Below are 12,648 nucleotides of genomic sequence, written 5' to 3'. Positions count from 1 at the left end.
GGGTGTCGGTCCATGCCGATAGGCTCGGCCGGTGAGCACGGAAACCGCACCCACCGCGGATCGGGTCGACGCACCCCCGCCAGCCGGCTGGGAGGAGGCGCGTTCGCGGGTCTACGCCGTCGGCCTGGCCGCCGCGCTGCCCGCCGTCGCCCGAGCACTGCTCGACTCCGACGGGGCGACCCTGGCCGAGCCGTTGACCACCCGCACCGACCTGCCCGCCTTCCCGACCTCCAGCGTGGACGGCTGGGCGGTGCGCGGCGACGGCCCGTGGCGGGTCGTCGGCCGGGTGTTGGCGGGCAGCACCCCCGCGCCGCTCGCCGAGGACGGCACGACCGTCGAGATCGCGACCGGGGCCATGGTGCCCGAGGGTGCCACCGCCGTGCTCCGGGTCGAGGAGTCCGCCGCATCCACCACCGGCCTGATCAGCGGCACTCCCCGACAGGCGCCCGAGTGGCGGCAGCCGGGCGAGGAGGCGTACGCCGGAGAGGAGCTGCTGCCGGTCGGCACGCCGGTCGACCCGGCGGTGATCGGCCTGGCCGCCTCCTGCGGGCACGACACGCTGCGGGTCCGGCGGGCGCCGCGCGCCGCGCTGCTGGTCTTCGGCGACGAGCTGCTGACCGCGGGTCCGCCCGGGGCCGGTCGAGTCCGGGACGCGCTCGGCCCCGCGGTGCCGGCGTGGCTGCGGCGGTACGGCTGCCAGGTCCGCTCGTCCGACGTGGTCGGCCCGGTGGCCGACACGCTGCCCGCGCATGTGGCGGCCCTGCGCTCGGCGCTTGCCAGTGCCGACCTCGTCTGCACCACCGGCGGGACGATGAACGGCCCGGTCGACCACCTGCACCCGACCCTGGAAGCGCTCGGCGCCGACTACGTGGTCAACACGGTGGCGGTCCGTCCGGGCTTCCCGATGCTGCTGGCCCGGGTGGCCGGCGACGACGGGCGGATCCGGTTCGTGGCAGGGCTCCCGGGCAACCCGCAGTCCGCCATCGTCGCGCTGGTGTCGCTCGTCGCTCCGCTGCTCGCCGGCCTGCAGGGCCGCTCGATGCCGGTGTTGCCGCACGCCACGCTGGCCGAGGCGGTGCCCGGCCGGGGCGACCACACCCACCTGGCGTTGGTCCGGCTCGACCGGGTCGCCGGCACCGCGTTCCCGGTGCGACACGTCGGTTCGGCGATGCTGCGTGGCCTGGCCGGCGCGGACGGGTTCGCCGTCATCCGGCCCGGCACCAGGGGCGAGCCGGGCGACCGGGTGCCGATCGTGCCGTTGCCGTTGCTTCCCGGGGAGCGTGCGTCATGACCGCCCCGGCCATCACCTTCGGCGAGATCACCGACCAGCCGCTCGACCTCGCCACGCACGAGGCGGCGGTCGCCGACCGACGGGCCGGCGCCGTGGTCTCCTTCCAGGGCGTGGTCCGCGACCACGACCACGGGCGTCAGGTCACGAGCCTGGAGTACGAAGGGCACCCGAGCGCCGCGCAGGTGCTTCGCGAGGTGGCCGTCGAGATCGCCGCCCAGCCCGACGTCTACGCGGTGGCGGTCTCGCACCGGATCGGCCCGCTGGAGATCGGTGACGTGGCGCTGGTCGCCGCAGTGAGCACTGCGCACCGGGCGGCGGCCTTCGCGGCGTGCGCCCGGCTCGTCGACGAGGTCAAGGCGCGCCTGCCGATCTGGAAGCGGCAGGTCTTCACCGATGGCACCGAAGAATGGGTCAACTGCCCCTGATCGTGCTCAGCGGCGGCCGTTGACCGCCACAGCCCTGGCGAGCCGGTCGCCGTAGAACGCCGGCTCCGCACCTGGGCGCCACGGCAGTGCGGCGACCAGCACGATCAGCGCGAGTGCGAGCGAGTTTTCCATCAGGGCTCCGAAGAGACCGTCCTGATAGTGGGACATCTCCGGCAGTTGGTGCTCGTACGGCCAGATCGGTGAGATCAGGAAGAGCAGGTAGAGCCCGATCGCGGCGACGCCGTGGCGGAGCCCGGTCAGCGTGGGGTACCAGATCGGCGGGCGGAGCCCGTTGACCCCGGGCAGCCCGCCGAACGCCGGGCCCTGGCCGGTGCGCTGTGGAATCCCCCGGCTCGCCTCCCGGCGGCGCACGGCGGCGTCGGCCAGCACGATGATCGCCGGGATCACCCAGACCAGGTGGTGCGTCCAGGAGATCGGGCTGATCACGTTCGCGGTCAGACCGACAAGTGTGAACGCCGTCAGCTCGTCGCCATCGGCGCGGGAACTGGCCGCTCGGGACAGGCCCAGCGCCAGGACCAGCACCGAGAAGGCGAGCCAGAGCAGCCCGGGGGTCTCGATCGAGTCGTACAGGCGGGCGAGCAGGCCGGCGAGTGACTGGTTGGGTGTCATGTCCGCAGCGCCGACCCGCTCGGTCTGCCACAGCACGCTGCCGAAGTACGTCCGCGACTCGTCGCCGACGATCGCGAAGGTCGCCACCGTCACGCCGATCGTGGTGCCGATGGCGGTGGCCGCCACCCGCCACTGGCGGGTGATCAGCAGGTAGGCGATGAACAGTGCCGGGGTGAGCTTGACCGCGGTGGCCAGGCCGATGCCGGTGCCGGCCCAGGCTCCGCCGTAGAGGAAACGCAGCAGAGGGCCGTCGGTCGCGGCGTAGTGGGTGCCCCGGCGGGAGCGCCACCGAAGGCCGATCAGGTCAGCCATGATCAACGCGAACAGCAGGATGTTGACCTGGCCGTAGCCGAGAGTCTCCCGACCTGGCTCGATGGCGACCGCGAGCGGCACCGCCACGGCCACCGTGAACCACAGTGGCCACCCCAGCCGGTCCACGATGGGTCGGAGCAGCCCGGCCAGCACCAGCGCCAACGCGGCGATGCTGGCGAAGGCGTTGACCAGGCCGGCCACACCGATCGGAAGCTGCGCCATCGGCAACATGACCAGCCCGCCGAACGGCGGGTAGGTGAAACCGAGGGTCGTCCCGGGCGCGATGAACTCGTAGAGCTCATGACCGCTCGCCCACCACACCACGGCACCGTGGTAGATCTTCATGTCGAAGAAGTTGTACGGCCGCCCGAAAGCACCGATGGCGAGCCATGCGGCGTAGGCGACGGCGGCCACGATGGCACCCCGTACGACGTTCCTGCGATCGATCCGCCGCGTCACGCGTTGGATTTGGGCGAGGCGGTCCGCCCGACTACCGACAGCCGTCGGCATGGCGTGGCCACCCCCATACCAAGGTCGTCCTACCCGTCCAGGTCCTGCACGGAGCCTAGAGCGGCGCCTCACGTCAGTGCCTCCCGCGTTATGCGACCGTGTCCGATCCCACACAAGTTTTTGACATTTCCACCGCGTTAACGCCTACCGGGTGGTTCAGGTAATTCGCGGCCTTAGCGGGGGGTGGGTCTGGCACAGAAACGCATCGACGCAGTTCAGCCGGGGAGTCGACGTGCGGTGGACGCGGATCGGACGGCTATGCGGGCCTCGCGTCGGGCGGTACGGACGGCGCGCTGCACCGAACGTCGAGAGTGGCCGATGCGATGCCCCGTCCGCCAGCGCAGACCCGGCTTGCCACCGGTGTCGGTCGCGGCCAGCAGGAGACCGCCGAGCAGGCCGAGGTTCTTCAACGCGTGGATCTGGTTGTTGTTCTTGGCCATCGGGTCGTCGTTCTTCCAGAAGGGGTGCCCAGCGAGGGTCACCGGCACCAGCGTGCCGGCGAGCACCAGCGCAGCGGGTCGGCTGAACCGCCCGGTGGCCATCATCAGCCCAGCGGTGACCTGCACCGCCGAGTTGAGCCGGATCAACGTCTCGGTCTCGGTCGGGAAGCTCGGATGTGCCTTCTTCAGCATCGGTGCGACCTTTTCGGTCACCGGCCTTGCGGCCACCGCCAGCCGAGCCGGGTTACGGAGGTTGCGATACCCGCTGACCACGAAGATGCCGCTCAGCATGGCGCGGGCGAGGGAACGTACGGGCGTCATGGATCAGTCATACCCCGTCGCGGGGTTTGCTACCCCGGCAACCGCCGGATCCGGATCGGTGATCGTGCGCCCGCGCCACGCCGAATCGAGTGATCGTCACGGATGGCCGGGCCGTGGCGGGTAAGGTCGCGCGGGTGACCACGCTGCGGCTACGCCCTGAGGACCCGGCCGATGCCGGCCCGCTACGTCGCGTGCTGGCCGCCGCCTTCGCCCGCCCAGACGTGGCGACGCCGCCGGAGGTGAGCCTGGTCGACGAGCTGCGCGGCACGGCCGCCTGGCTGCCGGAGCTGGCCATGGTCGCCGAGTACGGCGGCGAGGTGGTCGGGTACGCGCTGCTCACCCGGGTGCGGGTGCGGCCGGAGCAGGGCTCGGACGTGCCTGTCCTGGCACTCGGCCCGGTGGCGGTCGCGCCGCACCGACAGCGCGTCGGGCATGGCACGGCGGTCGTGCAGGCCGCCCTGGACGCCTGCACCGAGCTGGGTGAGCGGCTGGTCGTGGTCCTCGGTGACCCGGCCTTCTACCGCCGGTTCGGCTTCAGCCCTGCGACCGAGCTGGGCCTGACCGGCCCATGGGCCGGTCTCGGTGAGCCCTGGCAGGCGTTGGTGCTGCCACCGTCCACCAGCGAGGAGGGGCCTCCGCCACGTGGCGAGGTGCTCTTTCCGGCGCCCTGGTCGAAGGTCTGACCGCGCCCGACAGGTGTGTGCCGGTCAGGCCGGCTGGGTGCGCAGGTACCGGCCGAAGTGCGGGACCGTGAAGGCGACGGTGCCCCGCTCACCGGAGTAGATCAGCCCCTTCTTGATCAGCGCGTCCCGGGCCGGGGAGAGGCTGGCGGGTTTGCGGCCGAGGGCGCGGGCGATCTCCGCGGTGGGCACCGCCGCGTCCATGTCGTCGCGGACCACCGCTCCGGAGTCGTCCCCGACCGCGGACATCGTGGCCATCGCCCGCATGTACTCGCGTTCGGCGGGGGTGGCCCGTTCGAACCGGGAGCCGAAGAACCCGACCGCCAGCTCGGCTTCCGCCTCGGGCGCGGCTACCCGCACATCAGCCGCGGTGATCGGCGAGCGCGGCGCGTGGTCCCAGGTCGCCTTGCCGTACGCCTGGACGAAGTAGGGGTAGCCACCGGACTTCTCGTAGAGCAGGTCGAGTGCCTTCTGCTCGTACTCGACCTCCTCGCGCTCGGCGGGCGCGCAGAGTGCGTGGTCGGCGGCGATCCGGTCGAGCCGGTCGATGCGTTGGTAGCGGAACAACCGTTCGGAGTACGACTTGGCGGCGCTGAGCACCGCCGGCAGGTGCGGAAGGCCGGCGCCGACGACGATCAGTGGCGCGCCGAGCTGGGACAGCTCATGGCAGGCGGCGCAGAGCGCCGACACGTCCTCCGGGCCGAGATCCTGCATCTCGTCGATGAAGATGGCGATGCCGGTGCCGACGTCACTGGCCACCGCGGCGGCGTCACTGAACAGCTCGACCAGGTCGATTTCGATGTCGCCGGAGTCGGCCCGGCCGCTGGCCGCGGGCACGTCGATCCCGGGCTGCCACCGGTCGCGCAGCTTCGGGGCGGCACCGGCCCGGCCGGTCGGGGCGGACCGTTGGGCGAACGCCTTGAGGACGCCGAGGAACGCGTCGATCCGATCGGGCGCGCGATGTCGGGGGGCCAACTCCCGGACCGCCATGTGCAGGGCGGCGGCGACCGGACGACGCAACGACTGGTCCGGTCGTGCCTCGATCTTGCCGCTGCCCCAGAGCCGATTGATCGCCTGCGACCGGAGGGTGTTGAGCAGAACCGTCTTGCCGACGCCGCGCAGCCCGGTGAGCATCAGGCTGCGTTCGGGTCGCCCTCGTGCGATGCGTTCGAGCACGATGTCGAAGACGTCCAGCTCCCGCCCCCGCCCGGCGAGTTCGGGCGGACGCTGGCCGGCGCCCGGCGCGTACGGGTTGCGGACCGGATCCACGCATCGCAGAGTATCGGGGCATCTAGCTGCGAGGCTAGACATGGATAGATGGGGCTACCGGCGTGTCGCGGCTGTCGACAGAAAACTAGGGCTGTCTAGCCTGGACGCTAGACAGCCCTAGTTTTGGCAATCGGGACTACCGCTCCTTCAGGCAGAGCACGTAGTCGAACAGGTCGACCGAGTTGTCGTGCACGTAGTTCGCGGTCGCCTCCGGCGCGAGCAGCTCGCACCGGTCCCCGTCGGTGGTCGCCGGAATCCGCATCAGCACCTGATACGTGTTCGGGCCGCACGGCACCTTGCGCAGCTCGGCGTCGTCCTCGCTGCCCTCGTTCACCAGGCAGTCGCCCGTGGCGAACTCCTCGTCCTGGGTCGGCGGGGCCGACCTCGGCATGTCCCTGGGCAGGTCGGGCGGGACGACCGGCGCGCTCGTCGACGGCGTACGCGCCGCGTCGCCGATGTCGGCGACCCTCCAGACCGCCCAACCGGCCAGGCCGAGGCACGGGCAGAGCACGAGCAGCACCACCAGCGCGATGATGAGAGCGACGTTGCGGCCGGTCTTCTTCACCGGCGCGACGGGCGGCATCCCGTAGCCGCCAGGAGGCAGCTGGCCCCACGGTGAGGGCGGCTGACCCGGCATCGGCCCGGGCGGCGGCATCGGCCCGGCGGGCGGCATCGGCCCGGCCGGCGGGAAGGGCCCGGGCGGCGGGTAACCCGGGCCCGAGGTGGGCGGCGGTGCCCACATCGGTGCGGTCGGCGGCTCCGGTTGGGTCGGCGGCGCTGCCCACATCGGTGCGGTCGGCGGCTCGGCATCGCTCGGCGGCGGACCCCACTGTTGCCGGGTCGGATCCTCGGCGGGCGGGCGCTGATAGGGGTCGTCCGGTTGGTCGGAACCCGCTGGTCCGTAGGTCGTCATGTCATCCCTGGGGGTGGGTGGTCTCAGCGCTGCTTGAGGCAGAGGACGAAGTCGAGGGTGTCCAGCTCACTGTCGAAGAAGTACCAGTTGGTGTAACCCTCGACCTTGCCGCACTTGGCCTCGGCATCGCGCTCGCCGCTGGTCGCGCCGTCGATCCGACTCAGCACCTCGTACGACTTCGCGGCGCAGCCGCTGATCAGCAACTTGGGCTTGCCGCCCGCCGCGCCGTCATTGCGGACGCACTGGCCGACCTTGGCGAACCGCGGATCGGCCGATGATTCCGGTGCCGGGGCACTCTGGACGGGCTCGGTTGCGTCCGCGTCCGCGCTGGGCTCACCAGCAACGGCCGAACCGGTCGGCGCGGCCACCGGCGCCGGGTCGTCCTGCCCGCGCAGGAACCAGAACGCACCGCCGGCGGCCACCACCAGCAGTACGACGGCCAGTACAGCGATCAGCGGTCCTCGACCGCGCCGGCCGGGTGCCGGTGCCGGGTCCCCGCCGCCGTACCGGTCGTCGTCGGGCCGGTACGGCTGCCCACCGTAGGCCGGGTTCGCCCCGGTCGGCTGGTACGCGCCGCCGTAGGGTGCTGCGGGCTCACGGCCGTAGGGACTCTCCGTCCCGTCGCCGTACGGAGAACCGGGCGCACCGCCGTAGGGCGACCCCGAACCACCTCCGTAGGGCGTGGCGGGTGGGCCACCGTACGTCCCGGGTCGTCCCTGGGGGGCGGGCGGGTAGGGCTGCTGCACCGGCCGTCCGGGCGTCTCGTCAGGTCGTTGCCCACGCCACGGTCCCGGGTTGCCGCCCCCGGGTGGTCCGTAGTTCGTCATGCCACCCTCCTGCACAAGTGGTGAGAGGCCGGCCACCAAAGCGCGACGCCGACTCCGACGTCACCGTAGCGTGGTCGACTGATGAGCTCACCTCCACCGAGCGCCGCAGCCGCCGTCGGCCGCCGCGCTGACATAGCCCCGACCCTGATCTGGACCGCGTTGATCGTGGTCTACCTCCTCTGGGGGTCCACCTATCTGGCCATCCGGATCACCGTGGAGACGCTGCCTCCGCTGCTGTCGGCCGCCCTCCGATTCGCCGTCGCCGGCCTGATTCTGGCGGTGGTGCTGCGGCTGCGCCGAGGCCCCGGCGCACTGCGGGTGGATCGGCGGCAGCTCGCCTCGGCCGCGCTGGTCGGGGTGCTCCTGCTCGCCGGCGGCAACGGCCTGGTGGTGCTCGCCGAATCCGGGCCGCCCGGAGTGGCGCTCCCGTCCGGGATCGCCGCGCTGCTGGTGGCGACCGTGCCGTTGCTCGTGGTGTTGTTGCGCGCCGGCACCGGGGACCGCCCGCCGATCTGGACGTTCGCCGGAGTCACCCTGGGCTTCGTCGGCCTGATCCTGCTGGTGCTGCCCGCCGGCAGTTCGGACGCGGTACCGCTGGTCGGAGCGTTGACCGTGGTGGCGGGGGCAATTTCCTGGTCGGTCGGGTCGTTCCTGTCCGGTCGGATCCGGATGCCCGCCGATCCCTTCGTGGCCACGGTGTACGAGATGTTGGCCGGCGCGCTGGTGCTGGCCGTCATCGCCGCCGGTCGGGGCGAGCTGAGCGACTTCCATCCGTCGGCGGTCAGCACCCGATCGTGGCTGGCGCTGGGCTACCTCATGGTGGCGGGCTCGCTGGTGGCCTTCACCGCGTACGTCTGGCTCCTGCACAACGCGCCCATCTCGCTGGTGTCGACGTACGCCTACGTCAACCCGGCCGTCGCGGTGGCGCTCGGCGCGCTGATCGTGGCCGAGCCGATCACTCCGCAGGTGCTGCTCGGTGGCGCGGTCATCGTCGCCGGGGTGGCTCTGGTGGTGACTACCGAACGGCCTCGCCGGGCGGGCGCCAGATCACGGTCGGGGGCCTCGCCGGTGAGCAGCCGGCGGTAACGTCCGGCCCATGTCGGCCGCCGCACTGCTGCTGATCGGGCTGCTCGGCGCGCTGGTCGGCCTCGTCGTACCCCGTTTGGCCCGGCGTTTCACCACCCCGCCGGTCGGGTCGTGGGGCGATCCGCGACCGCGCCCCGGCCCGTCGACGTGGCTCAGCCCTGCGGTGGCGGCCGTGGTGTTCGCCGGGCTCGCGGTCGCACGGGCGGACGACCCGGCGCTGCCGGTCTTCCTCGCGGTGGCAGCGGTGGGGCTGGTGCTGGCCGGGGTGGACCTGGCCTGCCTGCGACTGCCTGACCCGTTGGTCCTCGCCGCCGGGGCGCTGGCCCTCGGTGGCCTGACCGGTGCGGCAATGCTGGCCGGCACTCCCGGCCGGATGCTCGACGCGTCGGCCGGCGCGGTTGTGGCCGGCGCAGCGCACGTGCTGCTGGCCCTGCTGCCCGGGTCCCGGCTGGGCTTCGGGGACGTGAAGCTGGCCGCCGTCCTCGGCGCACCGCTCGGCTGGCTGGGGCGGGACGCCCTGTTGGCCGGGCTGCTCCTGCCTCATCTGCTGCACGGCGGGCTGGTGCTCGGGCTGCTCGCCACGCGACGCGTACGCCGCGACACCCTGCTGCCACTCGGGCCGGCTCTGCTCGCCGGTGCCTGGCTCGGTGTTCTCCTCGGCTGACGCGGCCGGAAACCGCAACACGCCGGTGGCTCGTAGGCCCCGGGCGGTTCAGATCAACCGGAGTTGGCGGTCCTTCGGGCGACGCGGCTCCGTCTCGCCGAACCGCTCGAACAGGCCCGGGTCGATGGCGCCGAGGAACGGCGACGGAGCACAGTCGCGCTCCGCGCCTTGCCGGGTGCGGCGGGCGGCGTGACTGACGTACAGCCGGTCCTGGGCCCGGGTCAGGCCGACGAAGAAAAGTCGGCGCTCCTCGGCGACCGCGTCCTCGTCGGGCGTCGAGCCCGGCCAGCGCAACGGCAGCAGACCGTCCTCGACACCGATCAGGAAGACCACCGGGAACTCCAGGCCCTTTGCGGCGTGCAGGGTGAGCAGCGTGACCGCCTCCGCACGCGGATCGAGCGCATCCACCTCCGCGCCGGTGGCCAGTTGCGACAGGAACGCCTCCAGGTCGTCACCGCAGCGTCGGGCCAGCGGGGTCAGCAGGTCCACGGCCGAACGGACGGCCTCGGGGCGTACCGTGCCGGTGCCGTCAAGGGTGGGCACGGCGAACCGCTCAGCGACCACCTGGCCGGCCAGCCGCACCCGGGCGGCAAGCGAACCGGCCAACCCGTCCGCGTGTCGCAACTCGCGGGCGATGGCCGCCACCCCGGGCCGGTCCCGCAGCCGGTCGTGCGAGCGCTTCTGCACCGGAATGTTGGCCCGGCTCAGGGCGTCCACCACCGGCGCGGCCTGCGCGTCCGTCCGGTACAACACGGCGATGTCGGAGAACGACAGCGAGGTCGACCGGCCGTCGATGCGGCCCGAATCCAGCGAACGGTGGGACAGTCCGCCGACCAGTTCGTCGACGGTACGGACCACGAAGTCGGCCTCCTCGGCGACGGACGCCGCCGGATAGCGCCCCACCAGCGGGGCCTCCGGGTCGAGTCGGGCCGGGTCCAGCCGCCGGCCACGAACCAGCGAGGACGGTGCGATGGCCTGCACGGCGGCGGCCAGGATGGGCGCAGACGAGCGGTAGTTGCGGTTGAGCCGGACCAACCGGGCGTCCGTGAAGTCCTCGGAGAAGCGCAGGAAGTAGCCGACGTCGGCACCCCGGAACGAGTAGATCGCCTGGTCCGGGTCGCCGATCGCGCACAGGTTGCCGTCCGCCGGGCTGAGCAGCCGCAGCAGCTCGTACTGCATCGCGTCGACGTCCTGGTACTCGTCGACGAAGATCCACCGCCAGCGGTCCCGGTACTGTTCGACCAACTTCCGGTCGGCCCGCAGCAGCTCCACCGGCAGGGTGACCAGCTCGTCCAGGTCGACCAGGTCCTGCTTGCGCAGCAGCGCCGTATAGCTGGCGAGGTCGTCGCCGGCCTCGGACCGGGCCGCCGCCCGTTCGCCGTCGTCGGCGATGCGGAAGTCGGCCGGAAGGCCCGCCGCGTCGGCGTTCTCCCGCAGGATGGTCAACCCCAGCGCGTGGAACGTCCCCACGGTGACGTCCTCGGCGACCGGGCCGAGCAGGCCGTCAAGGCGGTGTCGCAGCTCCTCGGCCGCCCGGCGGGTGAACGTGATCGCGAGGCAGTGCTCGGGAAAGACGTTCAGCTCCGCGCAGAGGTACGCGATCCGGTGGGTGAGCGTCCTGGTCTTGCCGGTGCCCGGGCCGGCCACGATGAGCAGCGGGCCGCCGGGCGCGGACGCGGCCACCCGTTGCATCGCGTCCAGCCGGTCCAGCAGGCCGGTGCCGACCTCCTCCATGCCGGAGAGCATCGGCTCGAACGGCTCGTGGGGAGACGGCGGCGGCGCGATCGGCGGTGCGGGGGCCGGGGCCGGCTTACGCTTCGGCTCGGCCTTCGCCGCCGCCGGGCGCTTGGCCGTCGAGCGGGCCGGCGGCTCCGCGGGGCGGCGCTGCGCCGGCACCGGTACGTCGAACAGCGTCTCCTGTGCCGACCCGGAGTTGGCGCCCAACTCCGCCGGCTCGAAGAGCGTGATCACCCCGTACTCGCCGTCGTAACCCGGCACCCGGCGCACCTCGCCTCGTCGTAGCCGCCCGATGCCCTCGGCGAGCAGCTCACCGCCGGCCTGTGCGATGTCGGCCAACGGCGTCGTGGTCAGGATCTCCAGCTCGGGGCCGAGCGCGGCGATCAGTTCGTTGAGTCGTCCCTCGACCTTCTTCGACCGGGCGCCCACCTTGTTGATCTCGCCGAGGACCTCGGCCAGCGGGACCAGGTGGGTGACGTCCCGGGCGTGTGCCGGTCGGTGCCCTGCCGGGCGGTCGGCCAGTTCCTCGATCCGGCTCAGGACACCCACGGTGAGCGGCTTGCCGCACTCGGGACAGCGCCCGCCGGCGGACCGGGTCCGCTCCGGGGACCAGTTGACCCCGCAGAGCCGGTGCCCGTCCGCGTGGTACTTGCCCTCCTCGGGGAAGAATTCGATGGTGCCGGCGAGGCCGTCACCGGTCCGCAGCGCCTCCCGGACGGCGAAGTAGTCCCGTTCGGTGGTCAGCACGGTCGCCTCCCGGCCCAGGGCCGGCGGCGAATGCGCGTCCGAGTTGGAGACCAGTTGGTAGCCGTCCAGGCTGCCGACCCGCCAGTTCATCGCCGGGTCGGACGAGAGGCCGGTCTCCACGGCGAAGATGTGTCCGGCCAGGTCGGCGTAGCAGTCCGCGATCGCGTCGAAGCCGGATTTCGAGCCCAGCGCGGAGAACCACGGCGTCCAGATGTGCGCCGGCACCAGGAAACCGTCCGGGCTGGCCTCCAGGGTGATCTCCAGCAGGTCGCGGGAGTCCAGACCGAGGATCGGCCGGCCGTCCGAACCGAGGTTGCCGATCCGACAGAGGGCGGCGTTGAACCGGGCCACCGCGTCGAGATCCGGCAGGTAGATCAGGTGGTGCACCTTGCGGGTCCGGTCGTCCCGCTTGTAGATGGTGGAGATCTCCACACTCAGCATGAACCGGACCGGGTCCGCGTCCGCCGTCCCGGCGAGTCGCGGCGGCAGCCGGCGGGCGATGTCCCGTTCCGCCTCAGCGCCGAGCCGGTACAGCCCCGGCTCGGCCGGGCGCAGGGTCTCCCGCAGATGGTCGTACCAGGCGGGGTGAGTGAAGTCGCCGGTGCCGAGCAGACCGATGCCCTTACGACGGGCCCACCACGCGAGGTTCGGCAGGGTGAGGTCGCGGCTGCACGCGCGCGAGTATTTCGAGTGGATGTGCAGGTCCGCGACGAATGGCGGGAGGCCACCGGGGGGTACGGCGCTGAACGGGGGCACGCCGCATCCTGTCACGCCCGCCGCGCCGGTCGCCCGCCGC

General features: G+C 72.4%; 10 protein-coding genes and 1 pseudogene. 5 read left to right on the top strand and 6 right to left on the bottom strand.

Annotated elements, in window-relative coordinates; all coding sequences use genetic code 11:
- Positions 1-31: 31 nt before the first annotated feature.
- Both JOD64_RS14070 and JOD64_RS14065 read left to right on the top strand, forming a co-directional pair.
- Positions 32-1,291 (top strand): molybdopterin molybdotransferase MoeA, encoded by a 1,260-nt coding sequence (locus JOD64_RS14070; protein ID WP_204942650.1) that lies wholly within the window; start codon positions 32-34, stop codon positions 1,289-1,291.
- Complete coding sequence (locus JOD64_RS14065; RefSeq protein ID WP_204942649.1) at positions 1,288-1,716, top strand: molybdenum cofactor biosynthesis protein MoaE; 429 nt, start codon at positions 1,288-1,290, stop codon at positions 1,714-1,716. Before JOD64_RS14070 ends, JOD64_RS14065 begins: the two co-directional genes overlap by 4 nt.
- 6 nt (positions 1,717-1,722) lie before the next feature.
- On the opposite strand, the gene JOD64_RS14060 is transcribed toward JOD64_RS14065, so the two are convergent.
- Together JOD64_RS14060 and JOD64_RS14055 are read right to left on the bottom strand one after the other, a co-directional pair.
- Positions 1,723-3,168, bottom strand: a complete 1,446-nt coding sequence (locus JOD64_RS14060) for a glycosyltransferase 87 family protein (RefSeq protein WP_204942648.1) — start codon at positions 3,166-3,168, stop codon at positions 1,723-1,725.
- 215 nt (positions 3,169-3,383) lie between these two features.
- The gene (locus tag JOD64_RS14055; RefSeq protein WP_204942647.1) at positions 3,384-3,929 is read right to left on the bottom strand and encodes a DoxX family protein; all 546 of its coding nucleotides are present in this window, start codon (positions 3,927-3,929) and stop codon (positions 3,384-3,386) included.
- A 134-nt stretch (positions 3,930-4,063) separates the two neighbouring features.
- On the opposite strand from JOD64_RS14055, the gene JOD64_RS14050 reads away from it, so the two are divergent.
- Complete coding sequence (locus JOD64_RS14050) at positions 4,064-4,612, top strand: GNAT family N-acetyltransferase (protein ID WP_204942646.1); 549 nt, start codon at positions 4,064-4,066, stop codon at positions 4,610-4,612.
- 24 nt (positions 4,613-4,636) lie between these two features.
- Here the strand turns inward: JOD64_RS14050 and JOD64_RS14045 are convergent, their stop codons facing one another.
- From JOD64_RS14045 to JOD64_RS32975, 3 genes and pseudogenes are all read right to left on the bottom strand, one after another.
- A complete protein-coding gene (locus tag JOD64_RS14045; protein ID WP_204942645.1) occupies positions 4,637-5,878 on the bottom strand; it encodes an ATP-binding protein in 1,242 nt (413 codons plus the stop codon).
- A 136-nt stretch (positions 5,879-6,014) separates the two neighbouring features.
- Positions 6,015-6,791, bottom strand: coding sequence for an LppU/SCO3897 family protein (locus JOD64_RS33950; protein ID WP_239562046.1), 777 nt, complete (start codon positions 6,789-6,791; stop codon positions 6,015-6,017).
- A 23-nt stretch (positions 6,792-6,814) separates the two neighbouring features.
- Positions 6,815-7,312, bottom strand: a pseudogene (locus JOD64_RS32975) (LppU/SCO3897 family protein); the annotation flags it as partial.
- Positions 7,313-7,699: 387 nt separating this feature from the next.
- Between JOD64_RS32975 and JOD64_RS14030 the strand changes: the two are divergent.
- Entirely contained in the window at positions 7,700-8,704 is a 1,005-nt protein-coding gene (locus JOD64_RS14030; RefSeq protein ID WP_204942643.1) for an EamA family transporter, read from the top strand.
- Positions 8,705-8,714: 10 nt separating this feature from the next.
- Positions 8,715-9,368 carry a prepilin peptidase gene (locus tag JOD64_RS14025; protein WP_204942642.1) on the top strand — a complete coding sequence of 218 codons (654 nt, stop codon included), beginning with the start codon at positions 8,715-8,717 and terminating at the stop codon, positions 9,366-9,368.
- Positions 9,369-9,416: 48 nt separating this feature from the next.
- Here JOD64_RS14025 and JOD64_RS14020 read toward each other — a convergent pair whose 3' ends face one another.
- Positions 9,417-12,608 (bottom strand): UvrD-helicase domain-containing protein, encoded by a 3,192-nt coding sequence (locus tag JOD64_RS14020; protein WP_204942641.1) that lies wholly within the window; start codon positions 12,606-12,608, stop codon positions 9,417-9,419.
- Positions 12,609-12,648 lie beyond the last annotated feature (40 nt).

Origin of the sequence: Micromonospora luteifusca (assembly GCF_016907275.1) — a bacterium.
Classification (GTDB): Bacteria; Actinomycetota; Actinomycetes; order Mycobacteriales; family Micromonosporaceae; genus Micromonospora; species Micromonospora luteifusca.
Note: the sequence above shows the minus strand (reverse complement) of the source record. Positions and strands in the feature narration are given on the sequence as shown.

What these genes read in the sequence shown, in the direction of transcription:
- JOD64_RS14030 (WP_204942643.1), top strand. Translation starts at nt 7,700, where the DNA reads ATGAGCTCACCTCCACCGAGCGCCGCAGCCGCCGTCGGCCGCCGCGCT.
- JOD64_RS33950 (WP_239562046.1), bottom strand. Translation starts at nt 6,791, where the DNA reads ATGACGACCTACGGACCAGCGGGTTCCGACCAACCGGACGACCCCTAT.
- JOD64_RS14065 (WP_204942649.1), top strand. Translation starts at nt 1,288, where the DNA reads ATGACCGCCCCGGCCATCACCTTCGGCGAGATCACCGACCAGCCGCTC.
- JOD64_RS14025 (WP_204942642.1), top strand. Translation starts at nt 8,715, where the DNA reads ATGTCGGCCGCCGCACTGCTGCTGATCGGGCTGCTCGGCGCGCTGGTC.
- JOD64_RS14055 (WP_204942647.1), bottom strand. Translation starts at nt 3,929, where the DNA reads ATGACGCCCGTACGTTCCCTCGCCCGCGCCATGCTGAGCGGCATCTTC.
- JOD64_RS14060 (WP_204942648.1), bottom strand. Translation starts at nt 3,168, where the DNA reads ATGCCGACGGCTGTCGGTAGTCGGGCGGACCGCCTCGCCCAAATCCAA.